The organism is Streptomyces sp. NPDC006368 (assembly GCF_040612535.1).
Taxonomy (GTDB): domain Bacteria; phylum Actinomycetota; class Actinomycetes; order Streptomycetales; family Streptomycetaceae; genus Streptomyces.
Map to the genome: position 1 here is coordinate 221,134 of NZ_JBEXQK010000002.1, position 20,015 is coordinate 241,148.

Genomic DNA, 20,015 nt, shown 5'->3' on the forward strand with positions numbered 1-20,015 from the left:
TCCCCGCATGTCGCTCATGCGAAGCCCAGCCCTTCCAGGCGCGCCTTGAGCCGGGCTGCGGCCCTCGCGCCCTGTTCCTCGAGATCCGCGAGCGATGTGCCGTAGCGATCCCACAGGAGTTCGTACGCCTCCATCAGCTCCTGCCGCTGTCCGGCCAGTGCCTTCTGTAGCTGCGATCGCAGGCCATCACGCAGGGTTTCCAGGACCTCCGCGCGTGCCGCGTCGGTCTCTTCGTCCACGTGGCGGGCCTGTTCTTCGAGGGGAAGCCGCCGCCGTGCTGTCGCGGTGAAGCCCCACCGGCCCAAGCAACGGAGGTCATCACCATGGGTGTCCCACCAATCCGCGAAGACACTGCTCATCAGATCGGGGTCCTGGGTGAGGCGACCAGGCCCGGCCTGGAAGGACGCGAGCAGTCCGGATCGCTGGGTGAGTAGCCCGCTGGTACCGGCGAACATCGTGAGCAACGGTGCGGCCGTGTCCTTCCACCAGTCCTGGAAGGCGTCGAGACAAGCACGCTCGTGCACTACGGCCTGGCCCGAGATGTGTTGTGCGGCCTCCTGGGGATCGGCATGGCGGAATGACGCGTACCGCGGGCTCACCGGTAGGAACAAGGCCTCGGGATCGATTCCGAAGGCGCGGTACCGGGGAGACTGAGAGGCGATCTCATCCCGCGGCACCCCGCCGAACAGTGCGGCTCGCGCGTTCAGGGGCCGCTCGACCGGGGTGGAGCCGTATACGTAGCGACGGATGTGCAGGTCGAAATCGTTGTGCTCGATCTCGTTCATATCGACCACCCGCGCGAATCCGGAAATGTCCTCCCTCTGGTCGTACGCACGGCAGATCTTCTCGACAGCTCCTGGGGTGAGTCGATACTCCGTCCGACCGGTGGGCGACTCGTGCTCCGCGTTGATGAAGAACACCGGGCGGCGATTGCCATCGCCCTCACCACGCAGGATGAGAATGCACGCCGGGACGGATGTACCGAAGTACGCGTTCGGGCCGATTCCGATGACGGCGTCGAGCCGGCCGTCTTCACAGAGGCCCCTTCGAATCGCCGCCTCAGCGCCACCTCGGAAGAGCACGCCGTAAGGAACGACCACGGCCGCCATGCCGTCCGGCTCGAGCACCGAGAGCACATGCTGTACGTACATGAGATCGGCCTTTTTGCCCCGGCCGGGCAGCCAGCCGTATTTCCAGCGCTCCGGATGTACGTCCTTGGCGTCATCGGCGTGGGTCAGGGACATCGGGGGCGCGGAGAGGACACGGTCGAACCGCATGAGTCGGCCGTCAGCCGCCAGATGCCGGGGATCGGCCAGCACATCCCCCACTGCGATCGATCCGTTCCGGGCTCCGTGCAGGAGCAGGTTGATCCGGGCGATCTTCCATGTGAGGCGGTTCGCCTCCTGCCCGAAGAGCATGACGCCGTCGCCGTCGCCGCCGTGTTCCTCGACGTACTGGCGCGCTTGGATCAACGTGGAGCCCGATCCGGTACAGGGATCGAAAACCGAGTGTCCCTCACGGGGTCGTACCAGGCGGGCCATCAAGCGGGACACGGAGGAGGGGGTGCGGATGATCAACCCTGACCTGCCTGCGCCCGCCTTACTCACGCGGTGCTCCAGGAATCTTTCATAGGCCCGCCCCACGACATCCGGGAATTCCAGGTCCTGATCGGCCAGCGGGATGGACATCACGGGCAGGAAGGGCTCGAACTCGCGACGGGTCCACCAACTGTCCGCGTCGAGTGGCAGGGCATCCCGCAGGTCGGGAACTCGGGCTTGCAGTTCCCGCACGGCCTCCCCGAACTCGGGGAAGCGTGCGCTCCGGCCAGGGAACGCAAAGCTGTCGAGCCCAAAAGCGTCGGGCTCGTCCATAACCCTCTTGAGGAGCAGCAGCTCCGTCAGCATCTTGAGTGAGTCGTCCGGTGCCGCCTGATCCCGCACCGAGTCCTGGACACGGAGCAACCTTGCCGACAGGTCGTCAGCGGTCAGCCTCCTCATCTGCCCTCCCCCCCTTGACAAGCTCGTCGAAGATCGAGGGCCGGAGCGATGAGAGCAGCTCGGCCGAACGTCTGTGGACGGAGATCTGCTCGTCGACATCTGCGAGGGCCGCGATGATCTCCCGCTGCAGCGTCAGGGGAGGCACATCCACAGGAAGCTCCATCAGCGTCTTCGAATTGATGGAGGGCACTGTGCCGGGCAGAGCGTTGTCCAGCAGCCAACCACGTGCCCTGGGCAGCGAAAGGTAGGACGCCAGGTAGCCGGGCAGGATGCCTGCGTCCGGGTGGCTCCTGACCCGAAGGCAGGATGAACTGAAGAACCAGCCCGCCTGCTCGGGCTGGATGAGGCCCAGGCGCCCCAGTCCTCCTTGACGCACGACGAGTACGTCTCCGCCACGGAGTGCGAATCGCTCAAGACGCTTCCGTGCCGCGTCGGGAACCCGGCGCAGCCTCCGTGTGTCCACCGTTCGCTCTTCGGACAGATCAGGCGGAGAGATCACGGGCACACCGTCCGGGGTCTCGCTCATGTCATGCAGGAGCGAGCCGGAAGGACCAGCCTTCACTTCGCAGAGCGTTCCCAGCGGAATGCTCTTCACGTCGAACATGTGAAGTCCTCGCATCGTTGTTCCACGCTCCCCCCGCCAAACTGCCCCAAGGGAGGGGCCCCGGCCAAGCCATCATGGCCGGGGCGTCCAGACGTCAGCGGGCGCGGGCCCAGCGCCTCGTGCCACCGCGCACCACATCGTTCACTGCGGCCACCAGGAAAGCGGCGAGCAGCGTCGACAGGGCAGTGGTGGCACGTCCGAGGACCATGGCCTCGAACAGGACAACGATGACGATGATCGCTACGAGCGGCACCGCGGGTTTCCTGCCCCAGGCCGGTACCGACCAGCACAGACGCCGGGCTTTGGCAGTTCGCGACATAGAATGTCCCTTCTCGACTCTTCTTCTGGAGGGTCGTACGGGCCGCGCTGCCCTGCGGGGCGACCAACCGAGCAGGGCAGTGCGGCTGTCCACATGGTCGAGCACCGGAGCCCAAGGCCACGTTCGCCGACCTCGTGCAACCACATGCGCATCCACTTGATCTCGTGCTGCGCCCACGCTACCACAGAGAATCTGCGAAGCTAGCTTCGCAAGCGAGGGGAGGTGGTGCATCGGGCTTCTCGGCCTGGAGCCACCAGCCTCGTCACCCACTCCGTCGCCTCCTCCACCGTCTCCGCCGCCGGGACGTCGGCCGGGAGCGGGGGGCGGCGCAGGAGGACCACCGGGATGCCCGCCTCGCGGGCGGCGCGGAGCTTGGGGGCCGTCGCCGCGCCGCCGCTGTCCTTGGTGACCAGGACGTCGACGGCGTGGTCGCGCAGCAGGGCGCGCTCTCCGTCCAGGGTGAAGGGGCCGCGGTCCAGGAGGACCCGCATGTGCGGCGGGTGCGGCGGCTCGGGCGGGTCGACCGAGCGGACGAGGAACCAGGCGTCGGTGACGTGGGCGAAGGACGCGAGGCCCATGCGGCCCGTGGTGAGGAAGACGCGGCGGCCCAGGCTCCGTGCCACGTCCGCCGCCTCCGTGAGAGTGTCCACCGGGTGCCAGTCGTCGCCCTCCACCGGGGCCCAGCCGGGGCGGCGCAGGACGAGCAGGGGAACATGGACCGCGGCGGCGGCCCGCGCCGCGTTGGAACTGATCGTGTCCGCGAAAGGATGTGTGGCGTCGATGACCGCGTCCACCCGGTGCTCGCGCAGCCAGCGGGCGAGGCCCTCGGCCCCGCCGAAACCCCCGATGCGCACCTCGCCCGGGGGCAGCCGGGGGGCGGCCACGCGGCCCGCCAGGGAGCTGGTGACCCGGACCGTGCCATGGACGGCTTCCGCGAGCCGGCGGGCTTCGGTCGTGCCGCCGAGGATGAGCAGGTGCACGGGGTCCGTCCATGGGTGAGGCGACAGGGGGGCGCAGCGCCCAACTCAAGCACACCGGTCTGCGGTCCGGCTGGACCACCGGCGCCTGTGCGACGGCGGCGACGACCGCCGCGTACACGGCCCTGCTGACCGGGGAGTTTCCCGATCCGGTGACCATCACGCTGCCCCGCGGGCAAGCGCCCGGGTTCGCGCTCGCGGCGGAGGAGCTCACCGGCGCTTACGCCATGGCGGGCATCGTGAAGGACGCCGGGGACGACCCGGACGTGACGCACGGGGCGCTGGTGCGGGTCACCGTGCGCTCCCTCGCGGCGGGCGCGGGCGTCGTCTTCAGGGCCGGGGCCGGGGTGGGGACCGTGACCCGGCCGGGGCTGCCGCTGGAGGTGGGGGAACCGGCGATCAACCCGGTGCCCCGCACGATGATGCGCGAGCACATCGCGCGGGTCGCCGCGGCGCACGGCGGGACCGGGGACGTCGAGGTCACCGTCTCCGTCGACCACGGCGAGGAGCTGGCCCGCTCCACGTGGAACCCGCGCCTGGGGATCCTCGGCGGGCTGTCGATCCTCGGGACGACCGGCATCGTCGTGCCGTACTCGTGCTCCGCCTGGATCGACTCCATCCGGCGCGGGGTCGACGTGGCGCGGGCGGCGGGGCGCACCCATGTCGCGGGGTGCACCGGCTCGACGTCCGAGAAGACGGTCGTCTCGCTGTACGGGCTGCCCGAGGACGCCCTGCTCGACATGGGCGACTTCGCGGGCGCGGTGCTCAAGTACGTCCGCAGGCATCCGGTCGAGCGGCTCACGATCTGCGGCGGCTTCGCCAAGCTGTCGAAGCTGGCCGCCGGGCACCTGGACCTGCACTCGGCGCGCTCCCAGGTCGACAAGGGCTTCCTGGCCGGGCTCGCCCGTGCGGGCGGCGCGGACGAGGCGCTGGCGGCGGAGGTGGCCGGCGCCAACACGGGCCTCGCGGCGCTGCAGTTGTGCGCCGCGCGCGGTGTGCCGCTGGGTGACGTGGTCGCCCGGGCGGCCCGCGATCAGGCCCTCGCCGTGCTGCGCGGCGCGCCGGTGGCCGTCGACGTGGTCTGCGTGGACCGGGCGGGGACGGTCGTGGGGCGCAGCGGCGTGGAAGGACCCTGACGGCCCTGGCATCGGCCTTCCGACCGAGGACGCGATGGCCGTACGGCCCTGACGGCGGTTACGGCGCTTCGTAGGCCGGTCAGGGCCGCCGAGGTCTGCGCGGCCGACCGCGGTCAGCAGGTGTGGCGGTCGCGCTCCGGCGAGTACAGGTGGCTGTCCCTGAACTGCGTCGCGCCCAGCGTGCGGCCCACCAGGATCACCGCCGTGCGTGTGATGCCCGCCTCCTTGGTCGCCGCGGCGATGTCGGCGAGGGTGCCGCGCAGGATGACCTCGTCGGGGCGGCTGGCCATGGCGACCACGGCGGCCGGGCAGTCCGCGCCGTAATGCGGGGTGAGCTCCGCGACGACGCGGTCGACGTACCGGGCCGCCAGGTGCAGCACCAGCAGGGCGCCGCTGCGGCCCAGGGTCTTGAGGTCCTCACCTTCCGGCATGGGCGTGGCCTGCTCGGCGATCCTGGTCAGGATGACCGTCTGGCCCACGGTCGGCACGGTGAGCTCCCGCTTGAGGGCGGCGGCGGCGGCGGCGAACGCCGGGACGCCCGGCACGACCTCGTACGGGATGCCGGCCGCGTCCAGCCGCCGCATCTGCTCGGCGACGGCGCTGAAGACCGACGGGTCACCCGAGTGGAGGCGGGCGACGTCGTGGCCCTCCTCGTGGGCGCGGACCACCTCCGCCGTGATGGCGTCGAGGTCGAGGCGGGCGGTGTCGACGAGCCTGGCCCCGGGCGGGCACTCGGCGAGCAGTTCGCGCGGGACGAGCGACCCCGCGTACAGGCACACCCGGCAGGAGGCGAGGGTGCGCGCGCCCCGCACGGTGATCAGGTCGGCGGCGCCGGGGCCCGCACCGATGAAGTAGACGGTCATCTCAGCCTGCCTGGGGTTTCGTTACGGACCATTGGGTGACCGGCATGGCCTGGCGCCAGCCGGTGAAACCGCCCACCGGGACGGCGTGCGCGACCGCGAGCCGGACGAGCTCGCCGCCGTACCGCCGGTAGCGGTCGGCGAGCAGCGCCTCCGATTCGAGGGTCACGGTGTTGGCGACCAGCCGCCCACCGGGCCGCAGGGCGTCCCAGCACGCGTCGAGCAGCCCCGGCGCGGTCAGCCCGCCGCCGATGAACACCGCGTCGGGCGTGTCCAGTCCGGTGAGCCCGGCGGGGGCGGCGCCGGTCACCACGCGCAGGCCGGGGACGCCGAGCGCGGCGGCGTTGCGGGTGATCCGGGCGGCGCGCTCGGCGGAGCGCTCCACCGCGATCGCCCGGCACGAGCGGTGCGTACGCATCCACTCGATGCCGATCGACCCCGACCCGCCGCCGACGTCCCACAGCAGTTCGCCCGGCGCGGGCGCGAGCGCGGCGAGCGTCGCGGCGCGCACATGCCGCTTGGTCAGCTGGCCGTCGTTCTCGTACGCCTCGTCCGGCAGCCCGGGTACGGCGCCGAGCCGCGGCGCGTCCGGCTCACGTACGCACCGGACCGCCACGACGTTGAGCGGGTCGCCGGGCGGGTGCGGCCAGTCGTCGGCGGTACCGGTCAGCACCCGCTCGCGCTCACCGGACCCGAGCTGCTCCAGGACGTGCAGCCGGCTCGGCCCGAAGCCGCGGTCCCGCAGCAGGCCCGCGACCTCGCCGGGCGTCGCCGCGCCCGCGCTGAGCACCAGCAGCCGCCGCCCGTCGTGCAGCGCGGCGGTCAGGGACGCGAGGGGCCGCCCGACGAGCGTGACGGTCTCGGTGTCCTCCTGCGGCCAGCCGAGGCGGGCGCAGGCGTACGAGACGGAGGACGGGTGCGGCAGGACGCGCAGCCCTTCGGGACCGACCGTCTCGGCGAGGGCGCGGCCGATGCCGTAGAACATGGGGTCCCCGCTGGCCAGTACGGCGATGCGGCGCCCCGCGTGGGCGGAGAGCAGCACGGGGACGGCGGGGCGCAGGGGTGAGGGCCAGGCGACGCGTTCGGCGCCGCACTCCCCCGCCGGGAGGAGGGCGAGCTGACGGTCACCGCCGATGACGACCTCGGCGGCCCGCAGGGCGTCGCGGGCCTCCTCGGCGAGCCCGGCCCACCCGTCCGCGCCGATGCCGACGACGGCCACGGGACCTGGGGGTATGCGGCTGCTCACGGCCCCGAACCCTACCGGGTGGGGTGCCGGCGGCTCCTCCCGGGCGGTTGTTCCCCCGACCCCGCCCCTTCCCGCAACCGGGGGCTACGCCCCCGGCCGCGCCCGGGGGGCGGCACGAACCGCGCCCGCCCCGCCCCGCCCCGCGTCACTCGTGGGTGTAGAAGACGTAGAACGCCACCGCCCCCACGCCCGCCCCCACCGCCAGGGACACCGCCGTCGCGGTCAGGACGCTGGTGCCGCTCAGGCTGTACAGCCAGCCGATCGCGACGCCGGCCAGCGCTCCGTAGGCCGCCGCCCGCAGTTCGCGGGGCAGGGCGTGCTGGACACGGCCCAGTGCGTAGCAGAGGGCGCCGAACACCACGCCGCTGACGACGCCGAGCAGCGCCTGACCGGCCGTGATCGTGGCGCCGTCGCGTTCGATGTTCTGGGCGTAGAAGCCGAAGAGGACGGCCAGCACGGCGGGCAGCGCCCACGCCGTGCGGCTCCGTCCGCGAGTGCGTCCGGGAGCGCGCCGCGCCGTGCGACGGTGCCGACCGGGCAGTGTGGCGTGAGCGGACATGAGGTGCTCCCTTCCCCTCGCCTCCTCCCAGGGCACACCCGCCGCCCCGCCCCGGCAACCGGAGCGGGGGCGGGAAGCCACAGGGGGCCGGGGCGAAAGGCACGGGAGGCCGGGAGGCGCGGGCCGCGAAGGCGCGGACAGCCGCGTGCCGCGTGCCGGAATCCCGGGGCGCCCCGCCGCCGCGCCGGTACCGCCGCCGCGCCGGTACCGCCACTGCGCCTGGGCCGCCGGGCGTTGCTCGGCGCGCCGCAGGACCACGCCCCCTTCCGCGCCGCTCGACGCCGGCGTTCCGCACGACGGCGCCCCACGACGGCGCTCCGCACGACGGCGCCCGGCTCGCGGGGTAGGCCCGCGGTCCCAGGCCCCTGCCGCGCACCGACCACCGACCACCGGGTGCCGGACCGAAGTCGACCTGCACACCTGGCCGTAATCCGGGAAGGTGACGAGCATGGACAACGAGCAGATCCTGGACCACATCGGCGCGCTCGTCCGCGAGGAGCGCGCGTTGCGTGACCGCAGCGGCGGGCTCACCGGTGACGAGCAGGGGCGGTTGCGGTCCCTGGAGGCCCAGCTCGACCAGTGCTGGGACCTGCTGCGGCAGCGGCGGGCGAAGGAGGAGTTCGGCGAGAACCCGGATACGGCGACGGTCCGCCCGCCCGGTGACGAGGCGTACTGAACCGCCCGGCGCGTCCGATCCGCCCCGCTTTGAACAGCCCCAGCCCCGCCCCCGGCCCGGGCCCCGCCGCCCGCAGGACCGTACGGCTCGCGCCACCCGAGTGGCTGATGCGCGGCCTGCGTCCGCAGTCCGCGCCCATCCCCCGGGCCGCCGTCGCCCGCGCCGGTGTCGCGCTCGCCGCGCCCCTGGCGGTCGGCCTCGCCGTCGATCAGCCGCTGTACGGCGCGCTGGTGTCCATGGGCGCCCTGTCCGGGGTCATCGGCGACACCGCCGACGCGTACCGGATGCGAATCCTCAACATCGCGGTCCCGCAGCTCTTCGGCGCCCTCGGCGTCGCCCTCGGCACGCTCGTGTACGGCGAGGGCTGGGTGGCCGTCGCCGCGCTCACGCTGATCGCGCTGGTGTCGGGCATGATCTCGTCGATCGGCGCGGTCGCCTCCGTCTCCGGTCTGCTGCTGCTCCTCAACGCAGTCGTCGGCGCCGGCCTGCCGATGCCCGGCCCGTGGTGGAAGGCACCGCTGCTGCTGACCCTCGGCGGCGCCGTCGTCCTCGCCCTCACCCTGCTCGGCTGGCCGCTGCGCGGCGGCCTGCCCGAACGGGCGGCGGTGGCGGCCACGTACCGGGCGGTCGCCGAGCTGCTCGCGGCGGCGGGCACGGCGGAGTACGACGACAAGCGCGCGGCGGTCACCCGGTCGCTGAACACCGCCTACGACCTGGTGCTCGCCCGCCGCGCCCGCGACCACGGCCGCAAGCCCACGCTCGTGCGGCAGCTCGCGCAGCTCAACGCCCTCATCCCCGTCCTGGAGGCTGCACCGGCCGCCCATCTGCGCGGCCGGCCGCTGCCCGCGGCGATCCCGGCGGCGGTCCGGTCCCTCGCGGCGGCGATCGAGACGGCCCGCCCCGCCCCCGTGGAGGACGGCGACGGCCTTCCCCCGCCCGCCACCCCCTCCGAACGGGCCGTCGACCACGCCCTGCGCCACGCCGCCACCGTCGTCCACGCCGCCACCGTCGTCCACGGCGCCGAACCCGACCCGGGCGACGTCGACGACCGGCTCGGCCGCCCCGCCGCCCTGCGCGTCCGCGCCCGCCACGCCGTCCGTGGCGCGCTGCTGTCCGAGGCGTCCTGGCGCTACGGGCTGCGTCTGGCGCTGTGCATCGGCATCGCCCAGTCCCTCGTGTCGCTGATCGCGGTGCCCCGCTCGTACTGGGTCGCCCTCACCGTCACCTTCGTCCTCAAGCCCGACTTCGGGTCGGTCTTCTCGCGCGCCGTGCTGCGCGCGCTCGGCACCGCGGGCGGGCTGCTCGTCGCGGCGGTCGTGCTGGCGGAGGTGGAGCGCGGCTGGTGGGACGTGCCGGTGATGGTGGTCCTCGCCGCGCTGATCCCCGCCTTCTCCGCGAAGGGCTACGCGTACCAGACCGCGGCCATCACCCCGGTGATCCTGCTCCTGTCGGACTGGCTGAACCAGCAGGGCTTCGGCCTGGTCCTGCCGCGCCTGTACGACTCACTCATCGGCTGCGCGATCACGCTGGTCGCGGGCTATCTGCTGTGGCCGGAGAGCTGGCACACCCGGATCGGCGCCCGGCTCGCGGACACGGTCGCCGACACCGCCCGCTACGTGGCGATCGCCTTCGGCCCGGACGTGGAGCGGGACGACCGGACCGCGCGCGTACGGGCCAGGCGGCGGCTGTACCGGGACCTGTCGGCGCTGCGCACCGAATTCCAGCGGGCCCTCACCGAGCCGCCGCCCACCGGGTCGCGGGCGGCGGCCTGGTGGCCGCTGGTGGTCGCCGTCGAGCGGATCGTGGACGCGACGACGGCGGCCCGGGTGCGGGTCGACCACGGGGCCCCGCCGCCCGCGCCCTCCGAGGTGGCCGACGTCGAGCGTCAACTGCGGGAGCTGGCAGCCGGGTTGCGTACGAGTCACGTCCTGGTGGCGGTCCGGGCCGAGTTGGAGGGCGACGAGCGGGGCGTCCTCGCACCGCTGCGCCAGGAGGTGCGGGCGGCCCGCGCCATCGCCTCCCCGCAGCCCTGACCTGAGCGCCTCGCGGGGGCGGAGCCCATCCTTCCGGGTGCCGTCCCCCACCGGCCCCGCCCCTACTACGATGCGCACGATCCACGCGTGCAGAACCGCTCCTGATCTACCGCCATATGCCGTGCCATCCAAGGACATTCGCCATGCGCACCAGCACTCCCAAGGGGCTCCAGCCCAATGTCCTCGGTACGTTCGACACGGTCGTGATGGCCGTCGCCGGCAGCGCTCCCGCGTACTCGCTGGCCGCCACCACCGCCTTCCTCACCGGCGCCGTCGGTTTCGCCGCGCCCGCCGCGCTGCTCTACTGCGCGATCCCCATGCTCGGCATCGTCCTGGCGTTCAGCCGCCTGGGCCGGATCGACGTCAACGCGGGCGCCGGGTACTCGTGGGTGGGCCGCACCCTCCATCCCTTCCTCGGGTTCCTGTCCGGCTGGGCGCTGGTGGTCGCGGCAACGATCTTCATGGTGGCCGGCTCGCTGCCGGCCGGTCAGCTGACGCTGTCGCTGATCGCCCCTTCGCTCGCCGACGAGACCGGGCCGGCCACCGCCGTCGGCGCCGGCTGGTTCCTCGTGATGCTGCTGGTGGTGCTGGGCGGCGCCCGGCTCACCGTACGGGCCCAACTGATCATGACGGGCGTCGAGTTGCTCATCCTGCTGCTGTTCGTGCTCGGCGCGCTGATGCACCGGGGCTCGGCCGCCGCCTTCGACTGGTCGTGGTTCGGCTTCGGGCACTTCGACGGGGTGTCAGGCTTCGCGTCCGGCGCGCTGATCGCCGCCTTCTGCTACTGGGGCTGGGACGTCACCAGCAACCTCAGCGAGGAGACCCGGGACAGCCGCCGCACCGCCGGGCTCGCGGCGCTCATCGGCGTCGGGGTCGTCTTCCTCCTCTTCGAGGCGTTCACCGTCTCCGTCAACGTCATCCTCTCCAGCGGTGCGATCACGGCGGGCGGCGCACACGTCCTGGCGCTGCTCGGGGACACGATCTGGCCCGGCGCGGGCGGCCGGCTGATGGTCCTGGCGGTGGTGCTGTCGACCGTCGCGACGCTGGAGACCACGCTGATCCAGGTGACGCGTTCGCTGTTCGCGATGGGCCGGGACCGTACGATGCCGGCCGCCCTGGGCACGGTGCACCGCCGCTGGAACACCCCCTGGGTGGCGATCGCGGTCGTCGGGGCGGTGGCGCTGGCGCTGTTCGTCGCGGCGACGACGCTCGGCTCGGTGGGCGACATCCTGGGCAAGGCGGTCCACGCGATGGGCCTGCAGATCGCGTTCTACTACGGACTGGCGGGCGTCGCGGCCGTCGTGGCGTACCGGCGCACGCTGCTCGCCTCCGTGCGGGACTTCCTCCTGGGCGGGGTGTGGCCGCTGTTCGGCGCGGCCTTCATGTTCTGGGTGTTCGTCGAGGCGCTGGGCGAGCTGAGCGACACCTCGGTCGCCATCGGGCTCGGCGGGCTGGCCGCCGGCGTCGTACCGATGCTCTGGTACTGGCGCCGGGGCAGCGCCTACTACCGCCCGGCACGGCTGGACGCGGCACAGGCCCTGGCGGCGGCGGAACCGTACGCCGTCCCGAGGCAGCGGCGGGGTGGCGCCGGCTCCGGCGAGCCGCTGGCGACGGACTTCTGATGGCACCGGGCCACCGCCGCCCCCGGCGCGGGCGCTCCTCCCGCTCCGGGCCGGTCTTCGATCCGGACCACGGCGACCGCGCACTCACCGAGGCGCGGCACGACCTCGTCATCGGCCGCTGGCAGGGCGTACGCGACCTGCTCGCCGCGACGGGCGACCACTGGCCGCGCCGCACGCACCGGCTGCGGCTGCTGGCCCACGCGGCGGCCGACAGCTCGATCGTCGAGGCGTGGCGGGCGGCCGAGCCCGACCACCCGGACGCGGCCGTGCTGCGTGCCGCCACCGAGGTCGTCCGGGTCTTCGACGCGGCCATCGCGGCCGGGCGCGGCGCGGTGGTGGACCGGGCGCGGCTCGACGGCACCGTCCTGGCCTGCCTGACCGCGGCGGACGCCCGGCCCGCCGACCCCATGCCGTGGGTGTCGCTGCTGACGGTGGCCCGGCTGTACGAGGGCGGTGTGGGGCGCCGGGAACTGCGCGGCTGGTGGGACGAGCTGCGACGGCGTGACCCGCACAACCTGGAGGGCCATGTGCAGCTGCTGCGGTACTGGTCGGCGCGGTGGCACGGCACGCACGGCGCGATGTACGACGTCGCGCGGGACGTGGCGGGGGCGGCGCCGCCGGGGTCGCCGCTGCCGGTGCTGGTGCAGATCGCGCGGGTGGAGGAGTACCGGCACATCGCGGAGGGTGCGCGCGGGCAGGGGCCGGTGCGCGGCTTCGACCAGCACTGGAAGCACGAGCTGGCGGTGACGGAGGTGCGGCGCACCCGGGAGCGGTGGATCGGCGGGCGCACCCCCGGCCGGCCCGTCGACCCGGAGGAGGTCGAGCCGCTCAACTACCTGACGCACGCGGCCTGTCACGCGGGCCTGCCGGAGGTCTACGGGGAGTTGTTCGAACTGCTCGGGGGCAGGGCGTCCTGGGTGCCGTGGTCGTACACGGGCGATCCGCCGGAGCAGTTCACGAGGTGGCGCGGAACGCCCCGCGCCACCTCATGACCTCATGGCCTCATGGCCTGCTGGCCTCATGGCCTGGTGACCTGATGGCGCGGTGCTAGGCGCCGATGTGGCGGCCGTCCTCGCGGTAGACGGCGACGACGGACGGGCGGACGATCCGGCCGGGTCCGTCGGGCCAGCTGGACGCGGGCTTCTCGACGGACGCCCCGTCGACCTCGCCCGGGTGCTGTACGGCGACGAGGACGCGGCGGTCCTGGATGATCGGACCGCACGTCTCGGCGCCGGTCGGCACGGTCAGGAACTGCTTGAGCTCACCGCGCCGCTCGCCCTGCGTGGCCACGGCGAACAGGCCGTCGTGGGAGCCGAGCTGGTTGCCGTCGGTGGAGATCCACAGATTGCCGTACGGGTCGAAGGCGACGTTGTCGGGGCAGGAGATGGGGCTGACCTTCTCCTTGGGGTAGCCCGCGAAGTACGTGGCCGGGTCCTCCGGGTCACCCGCGACGAGGAACAGCCGCCACGCGAAGCCGTCGGAGGCAGGGTCGTCCCAGTGCTCGGCGAGCTCCAGGACGTGGCCGTGCTTGTTGGCGTTGCGCGGGTTGGCCTCGTCGGCGCCGGCCTTGCCGGCGGCGCCGCGATCCTTGTTGTTGGTCAGCGCGACGTACACGCGGCCGGTGCGCGGCGACGGCTCGACGTCCTCGGGGCGGTCCATCTTCGTCGCGCCGACCTTGTCACCGGCGAGCCGGGTGAAGACGTACACCTCCTCGGCGGTCATGCCGGGCACGTGGGAGGTGTTCCCGGTGGCGAGCGGGATCCAGTGGCCACTGCCGTCGAACTCCCCGTCGTTCGGCAGCTTGCCGGTGCCGTCGATGTCCTGAGGGCTGTCGCCCGTGAGCTTGGCGACGTACAGCGTGCCCTCGTCGAGGAGCGTCAGGTTGTGCTCGCGGGCGCGCCGCGAGGTCCCCTTCATCATCCGCTTGCTCGACACGAACTTGTAGAAGTAGTCGAACCGCTCGTCGTCGCCCATGTAGACGACGGGCCGGCCGTCGGCGGTCAGCCGCGGCTGTGCGGCCTCGTGCTTGAAGCGACCGAGCGCGGTGCGCTTGCGGGGAGTGGAGTCCGGGTCGTACGGGTCGAGCTCGACGACCCAGCCGAAGCGGTGCGACTCGTTGGGCTCCTGCCTGACGTCGAAGCGCTTGTCGAACCGCTCCCACTTGCGCTCGGTGGCGCCGGTGCCGATGCCGTACCGCTTGTCGGTGGCGGACGAGCCGTTGGCGAAGTACTGGTTGAAGTTCTCCTCGCCGTGCAGGGTGGTGCCCCACGGGGTGGTGCCGCCGGCGCAGTTGTTGAGGGTGCCGTGGACCTTGCGGCCGGTCGGGTCGGCGCTGGTGCGCAGCAGCGCGCCGCCCGCCGCCGGGCCGGTGAGCTCGAACTCGCTGGTGGCGGTGAGGCGCCGGTTGAGCGGGTGCCGTGTGACGGGCGTCAACCGGCCGGAGCGGTGCTCCTCCTGGACGACGACCACGGACAGGCCGTGGGCGGCCCAGGCGATCTCGACCTGCTCGCGGGTGGGGTTCTCGGGGTCGTACCCCTTGAACATCAGGATCTCGTCGGTGTACTCGTGGTTCGCGACCAGCACCTGACGCCCGCGTTCGCCCTTGAGCGGCAGCAGGGACAGGAAGTCGTTGTTGTACCCGAACTGCCCGGCCTGCGCCGCCGCGGTCTGCTTGTCCGCGTCGAAGGCGGGCGCACCGCGCAGAATCGGTTCGCCCCAGCGGATGACGATGCTCTGGGCGTACCCGTCGGGGACCGTGACCTTGTCGTCCGTGTTGGGCGCGACGGGGCTGAAGCGAAGCCCCCGGGCGCCGCCGGCCGTGGCACCGGTGTGCGGGGTGGTGCCGGTGCGCGGGGTGGCGGCGACGGCCGTTCCGTCGCTTCCCCCGACGACGACTCCGCCCGCCGTCGCGGCGACGGTCACGGCAGCGGCGGCGCGCATCATGGAGCGGCGCGACAGCGCACCGGCGATGACATCGCCGACGTACTCGTTCTCGCTGGTGTTCGGCACCTCGTGGAAGCAGGCGTCGCCGCAGCGGTAGCGGCAGGTGAGGGCGGACCGGCCGCCCCCGTGCGAGTTGGTGCTCAGCAGCGGCAGCAGTCTGCGCACTTGGTCCTCCTGTTGCGATGTTCGTCCGGCGGTGACGTTAGGTGCGCATATGACCGGGGTGGCGGCGAGAAGGTGAACGATGCATGAATCCGGGAGGTCCGGGACGACGTTGACGCGATTGCCCCTTACCTTTTGGCGCCACACGGGGCGGCTAACCTTACGTGTCCAGCCTGGCCAGGGATGATTCCCGCAGTACGGACATACACGGCACCCCAACATGCGAAAGGCCTCGCCCATGGGCATTCGGAGCTTGCTGCGCAAGGTGTTTGGACGCGACCGTGCGGAGCGGAACGAGTCGGCGGCAGCCCCCTCCGTCCCGCCCCAGACGGAACGCTCGGTGCCCCCGGCGACGGTTCCGTCCCCGGCAGCGCCGTCCGCCGCGGAACAGGCGTCGGCCGCGGAACACTCGTCCCCCGCGGAGGCGTCCGTCACGGAGTCGACCTCCGCGAAGTCGTCCCCCTCGAAGTCCTCCTCCGCGAAGTCCTCCTCCGCGGAACAGGCGGCCGCGGAGCTGGTGGCCGCCGCGTTCGACACCCCCCGCCCCCGCCGCACCACGGTCCCGGCGGCCCGCGACGCCTCCCCGCCGACGGGCTCGGACCCCGTCGTGAAGGCGGCGGAGCCCGCGGAGGCGGCAGAGGCCGCCGAGGCCGCCGCCCCCGCCGCCGAGTCGGCCGCCGCCCCCCAGGTGGAGGACCCCACCGAGGCGTCCCCGTCGGACCCCAAGCCCGACCCGGAGCCGGAGCCGGAGCCCGCCACCGCCGAGGCGACGGAGCCGACCGCCCCCGCCGACGCGCAGGAGCCGCAGCCCGAAGCCGCCGCCGAGTCGGCCACCCTCGCCGATGCCGAGGAGCCGCAGGCCGAGCCCGCCACCGCCGAGGCGACGGAGCCGACCGCCCCCGCCGACGCCGAGGAGCCGGAGCCGGAGCCCGCCACCGCCGAGGCGACGGAGCCGACCGCCCCCGCCGACGCGCAGGAGCCGCAGCCCGAAGCCGCAGCCGAGTCCGCCACCCTCGCCGATGCCGAGGAGCCGCAGGCCGAGCCCGCCACCGAATCGGGCACCCCCGCCGAGTCGGCCACCCCCGCCCACGCCGAGGAACCGCAGGCCGGAGAGGCTCCGTCCGAGGAGCCGCAGGCCGAAGCCGCCGTGGCGACCACCGCACAGGCGGAGGACGAGCCGGCTGACAAGCCGCACGCCGAGGAACCGCAGCCCAAGGAGCCGGCAGCCGCCGCCCCGAAGCCGGAGGAGCCCCGAACCGAGGAGCCCCGGTCCGAGGAGCCCCAGACCGAGGAGCCCCGGTCCGGGGAACCCCAGACCGAGGAGCCCCAGACCGAGGAGCCGGCAGCCGCCGCCCCGAAGCCGGAGGAGACCGGGGCGGCCCCCGCCTCCGCGACCCCCGGGGACGGCAAGCCCGCCGTCCCGCTCGCCCGGGTCAAGGCGCGGGCGCCCGAGGGCGGGGTGGTCGTCGAGGCGTACAAGGCGGCCGGGGCCGCGCTCAAGAAGCGCGGGCTCACCGGTGCGCGGGCGACCGTGTACCTGGTGCTCGACCGGTCCGGGTCGATGCGTCCGTACTACAAGGACGGCAGCGCCCAGCACCTCGCGGAGCAGGCCCTCGCGCTGGCCGCGCACCTGGATGAGGACGCCACCGTGCCCGTCGTCTTCTTCTCCACCGAGATCGACGGCACCGGCGAGGTGACTCTCGACGACGTGGACGGCAGGATCGAGGCTCTGCACAGCGCCCTCGGCCGCATGGGCCGGACCAACTACGACCGGGCCGTCAGCGAGGTGCTGGACCGGCACGAGAAGTCCGGCGCGGCCGACCGGCCCGCGCTCGTGCTGTTCCAGACGGACGGCGCGCCCGAGTCGAAGACGGCCGCCACCCAGGCGCTGGCCGACGCCGCCGCGCGCCACGGCGCCATCCGCTGGCAGTTCGTGGCGTTCGGCGACGAGGAGTCCAAGGCGTTCGACTACCTCCGCAAGCTGGACGCGCCGAACGCCGGTTTCTTCCACGCCGGCCCCACGCCGCGCGACGTCCCGCACGCCACCTTCTACCGCGAGGTCCTCGCGGACTGGTCGGTCTGACCGCCCCGGGGTCACCACCCGGGATCACCCGGGGGCACTCAGGGCCGTCCCTCGACCGCCGGGGGGCGGCCCCGCGCCGTCTCCCCACCTGAAACGAAGGTGAGGACCGCTTCCGGGGGCGGATAGGATTTCGACCATGGCGGCCACTGGATCCGAGAAGCAGGGGGACGAAGGCGTGAAGGCTTTCTACGTATCGACCCCCATTTACTACGTCAACGACGCTCCTCACCTGGGCCACGCCTACACGACCGTCGCAGGCGACGTGCTCACCCGCTGGCACCGTCAGCGCGGCGAGAAGGTGTGGTACCTCACCGGCACGGACGAGCACGGTCAGAAGATCATGCGCACTGCCGACGCGAACGGGGTCACCCCGCAGGAGTGGTGCGACAAGCTCGTCGAGGAGGCGTGGAAGCCCCTCTGGGAGCACCTGAACATCGCGAACGACGACTTCATCCGCACCACGGAGAAGCGGCACACGGACCGTGTGCAGGAGTTCGTGCAGGACCTGTACGACAAGGGCGAGATCTACAAGGGCGGGTACGAAGGCCCGTACTGCGTGGGCTGCGAGGAGTACAAGCTCCCCGGTGACCTCATCGAGGCGGAGGACGGCACGAAACTGTGCCCGGTCCACAAGAAGCCGGTGGAGATCCTCAAGGAGGAGAACTACTTCTTCAAGCTGAGCGAGTACGGCCCGAAGCTCATCGAGTTCTACGAGTCGAACCCGGGCTTCATCCAGCCGGAGTCGGCCCGCAACGAGGTCGTGAACTTCGTCCGGCAGGGACTCGAGGACCTGTCGATCTCGCGCTCGACCTTCGACTGGGGCGTTCCGGTCCCGTGGGACGACAAGCACGTCATCTACGTGTGGATCGACGCGCTCCTGAACTACGCGACGGCCGTCGGCTACGGCTCCGACCAGGCGAAGTTCGACGAGACGTTCCCGGCGAACGTGCACCTCATCGGCAAGGACATCCTGCGTTTCCACGCGATCATCTGGCCGGCGATGCTGATGGCGCAGGGCCTTCCGGTGCCGGGCAAGGTCGCGGCCAACGGCTGGCTGATGGTCGGCGGCGAGAAGATGTCGAAGTCGAACCTGACCGGCATCAAGCCGCAGGACCTGACCTCGCACTTCGGTGTGGACGGGTACCGCTGGTACTTCCTGCGGGCGATCGCGTTCGGCCAGGACGGCTCGTTCTCGTGGGAGGACTTCTCCGCCCGCTACACCTCCGAGCTCGCCAACGACTACGGCAACCTCGCCTCGCGCGTGGCGGCGATGGTCGGCAAGTACTTCGACGGCTCCCTGCCCTCCGCCACCGCGTCCGGCCCCGCCGAGCAGGCCGTCCAGGACGGCCTGGCGAAGGCGGTCGCGGAGGCCGACCGGAAGATCGGCGAGGAGCTGGACTTCCAGGGCGGCATCCTGGCGATCTTCGACTTCGTGAAGCAGGTCAACGGCTACATCACGGAGCAGGAGCCGTGGAAGGTCGCGAAGGACACCTCCGAGGAGGGCCGGGCCCGGCTGGCGACGATCCTCTACACCGCGGCGGAGTCCCTGCGCGCGGTGGCGGTCCTGCTGAACCCGGTCATGCCCGAGACGTCCCAGAAGCTGTGGGAGTCCCTGGGCGCGGCCCCGGCCCTGGGCGCCCTTGCCGACCAGCGCGTCCAGGACGCCGCCACGTGGGGCCGTCTCCCCGCGGGCGCGACCGTCACGAAGGGCGCGGTGCTGTTCCCGCGCCTGGAGGAGCCGAAGAAGGACTAGGGAGCAGGGGGTGTTCGGGCCGCGTACGGGACGTACGCGGCCCGGCCCCCGCCCGTCGTACGACCGTGCGCCCCGCTCCGCCTCTCCGTGAGGCGGGCCGGGGCGCACCCCCTTGCGTCGCTGCCCGGCCGGGCGGCGTCACGCGCTGGTCGGCACGCCCGCGTTCCTGAGGATGTCGCGGGCCGACAGTGTCGTGCTCTCGGCGGCGGTGAGGCCGGTGGCCGCGCGGTGGGCGTCGACGATGCGGAGGCCGACCGCGTAGCCGGCGAAGTCCGGCAGCCCGAGGGGCTGGTGCCCCATGCGCTGCGCGGTGGCGTCGCCGTACACGTACGGGGGCAGGTTCCGCATCCCGGCCACGTCGATCCCGGCCGTGACCTTCTCGTAGGCGTGGTCCAGTTCCTCGGCGGACAGGGTCGTCGCCCAGGGCCCCATGGCGCGCTCGCCCGCCAGTTCCCGTACGAACGCCTCGGCCAGCCCCTCGGCGACGACCTGCTCGCCGACCGTGACCGTCATCGGGTCCCAGGTCACGTTGGCGTAGCGCACGTTGTGGTGGAGCTCGTGCGCCGCAGCGTAGCCGATCTTCGCCAAGCTGGTCGGGGTGGGCCACATCGTCAGGTGGAGCGCACCGGGGATACCGCCCATGCCGAAGTAGCCGGCGTTGCGGACCGTCAGGAGATCGTCGTCGGGGTCTCCGAGCACCAGGACGACGTGCACGGTCTCGGCGGTCCTGGCTCCGGGCACCGCTCCGCTCAGTCGCTCCCACCCGTCGGTGAGGCAGCTCTCGATCCGGTCCCACACCCCCGCGTCCCGCATCCGTGTCAGGGCTGCCGGGTATCGCGGGTCGTCACGATCGATCCGGAAGCCGCTGCCCATCCGGTGCATCCGGACCAGGTCCATATCACCCACCGCGGACATCGCGCTCCGCAGCGGGCTGAGCATGTCCCTCAGGGCGTCGGGCCGTTCCTCCAGCGGGCGCCGAAGGAGATCGAGCATGGCGGACGCCGTGTCATGAACGATGATCTTCATGACCCGGGACCGTAGGTCC

At 72.8% G+C, this 20,015-nt stretch carries 16 protein-coding genes; 7 read left to right on the forward strand and 9 right to left on the reverse strand.

The features are described 5' to 3' along the window. Positions 1 to 14: 14 nt before the first annotated feature. The 4 genes from ABZZ38_RS02865 to ABZZ38_RS02880 all read right to left on the reverse strand — a co-directional run bounded on the left by ABZZ38_RS02865 (position 15) and on the right by ABZZ38_RS02880 (position 3,900). Positions 15 to 1,997, reverse strand: a complete 1,983-nt coding sequence (locus ABZZ38_RS02865) for an N-6 DNA methylase (RefSeq protein ID WP_356735012.1) — start codon at positions 1,995 to 1,997, stop codon at positions 15 to 17. After that, the gene (locus ABZZ38_RS02870) at positions 1,978 to 2,601 is read right to left on the reverse strand and encodes a restriction endonuclease subunit S (protein ID WP_356735014.1); all 624 of its coding nucleotides are present in this window, start codon (positions 2,599 to 2,601) and stop codon (positions 1,978 to 1,980) included. The genes ABZZ38_RS02865 and ABZZ38_RS02870 overlap by 20 nt, the downstream gene beginning before the upstream one ends. Positions 2,602 to 2,695: 94 nt before the next feature. Continuing rightward, positions 2,696 to 2,854 (reverse strand): hypothetical protein, encoded by a 159-nt coding sequence (locus tag ABZZ38_RS02875; RefSeq protein WP_356735016.1) that lies wholly within the window; start codon positions 2,852 to 2,854, stop codon positions 2,696 to 2,698. 266 nt (positions 2,855 to 3,120) lie between these two features. After that, positions 3,121 to 3,900: a cobalt-precorrin-6A reductase gene (locus ABZZ38_RS02880; RefSeq protein WP_356735018.1), complete on the reverse strand. Its 780-nt coding sequence runs from the start codon at positions 3,898 to 3,900 to the stop codon at positions 3,121 to 3,123. An 11-nt stretch (positions 3,901 to 3,911) separates the two neighbouring features. On the opposite strand from ABZZ38_RS02880, the gene ABZZ38_RS02885 reads away from it, so the two are divergent. Further along, a complete protein-coding gene (locus tag ABZZ38_RS02885) occupies positions 3,912 to 5,033 on the forward strand; it encodes a cobalt-precorrin-5B (C(1))-methyltransferase (protein WP_356735020.1) in 1,122 nt (373 codons plus the stop codon). 113 nt (positions 5,034 to 5,146) lie between these two features. Here ABZZ38_RS02885 and cobM read toward each other — a convergent pair whose 3' ends face one another. From cobM to ABZZ38_RS02900, 3 genes are all read right to left on the reverse strand, one after another. After that, positions 5,147 to 5,896 (reverse strand): precorrin-4 C(11)-methyltransferase, encoded by a 750-nt coding sequence (gene cobM, locus ABZZ38_RS02890; protein ID WP_356735022.1) that lies wholly within the window; start codon positions 5,894 to 5,896, stop codon positions 5,147 to 5,149. Position 5,897: 1 nt separating this feature from the next. Next, on the reverse strand, positions 5,898 to 7,139 hold the full coding sequence (gene cbiE, locus ABZZ38_RS02895) for a precorrin-6y C5,15-methyltransferase (decarboxylating) subunit CbiE (protein WP_356735024.1): 1,242 nt from the start codon (positions 7,137 to 7,139) through the stop codon (positions 5,898 to 5,900). Between the two features lie 145 nt (positions 7,140 to 7,284). Continuing rightward, positions 7,285 to 7,698 (reverse strand): hypothetical protein, encoded by a 414-nt coding sequence (locus tag ABZZ38_RS02900; RefSeq protein ID WP_356735026.1) that lies wholly within the window; start codon positions 7,696 to 7,698, stop codon positions 7,285 to 7,287. Between the two features lie 448 nt (positions 7,699 to 8,146). On the opposite strand from ABZZ38_RS02900, the gene ABZZ38_RS02905 reads away from it, so the two are divergent. From ABZZ38_RS02905 to ABZZ38_RS02920, 4 genes are all read left to right on the forward strand, one after another. Beyond that, positions 8,147 to 8,374: a DUF2630 family protein gene (locus ABZZ38_RS02905; protein ID WP_356735028.1), complete on the forward strand. Its 228-nt coding sequence runs from the start codon at positions 8,147 to 8,149 to the stop codon at positions 8,372 to 8,374. 107 nt (positions 8,375 to 8,481) lie between these two features. After that, complete coding sequence (locus tag ABZZ38_RS02910; protein ID WP_356735279.1) at positions 8,482 to 10,407, forward strand: FUSC family protein; 1,926 nt, start codon at positions 8,482 to 8,484, stop codon at positions 10,405 to 10,407. Between the two features lie 143 nt (positions 10,408 to 10,550). Further along, on the forward strand, positions 10,551 to 12,029 hold the full coding sequence (locus ABZZ38_RS02915; protein ID WP_356735030.1) for an APC family permease: 1,479 nt from the start codon (positions 10,551 to 10,553) through the stop codon (positions 12,027 to 12,029). Continuing rightward, positions 12,029 to 13,021 (forward strand): hypothetical protein, encoded by a 993-nt coding sequence (locus ABZZ38_RS02920; protein ID WP_356735032.1) that lies wholly within the window; start codon positions 12,029 to 12,031, stop codon positions 13,019 to 13,021. Before ABZZ38_RS02915 ends, ABZZ38_RS02920 begins: the two co-directional genes overlap by 1 nt. A gap of 55 nt (positions 13,022 to 13,076) precedes the next feature. Here ABZZ38_RS02920 and ABZZ38_RS02925 read toward each other — a convergent pair whose 3' ends face one another. Beyond that, positions 13,077 to 15,137 (reverse strand): PhoX family phosphatase, encoded by a 2,061-nt coding sequence (locus tag ABZZ38_RS02925; protein WP_356735034.1) that lies wholly within the window; start codon positions 15,135 to 15,137, stop codon positions 13,077 to 13,079. 235 nt (positions 15,138 to 15,372) lie between these two features. Here ABZZ38_RS02925 and ABZZ38_RS02930 point away from each other — a divergent pair, with 235 nt between their 5' ends. Continuing rightward, entirely contained in the window at positions 15,373 to 17,217 is a 1,845-nt protein-coding gene (locus ABZZ38_RS02930) for a VWA domain-containing protein (RefSeq protein ID WP_356735036.1), read from the forward strand. Between the two features lie 136 nt (positions 17,218 to 17,353). Then, positions 17,354 to 18,970, forward strand: a complete 1,617-nt coding sequence (gene metG / locus ABZZ38_RS02935) for a methionine--tRNA ligase (RefSeq protein ID WP_356735038.1) — start codon at positions 17,354 to 17,356, stop codon at positions 18,968 to 18,970. A 138-nt stretch (positions 18,971 to 19,108) separates the two neighbouring features. Here metG and ABZZ38_RS02940 read toward each other — a convergent pair whose 3' ends face one another. Then, positions 19,109 to 19,996: a DUF2268 domain-containing putative Zn-dependent protease gene (locus ABZZ38_RS02940; protein WP_356735040.1), complete on the reverse strand. Its 888-nt coding sequence runs from the start codon at positions 19,994 to 19,996 to the stop codon at positions 19,109 to 19,111. Between the last annotated feature and the right edge of the window lie 19 nt (positions 19,997 to 20,015).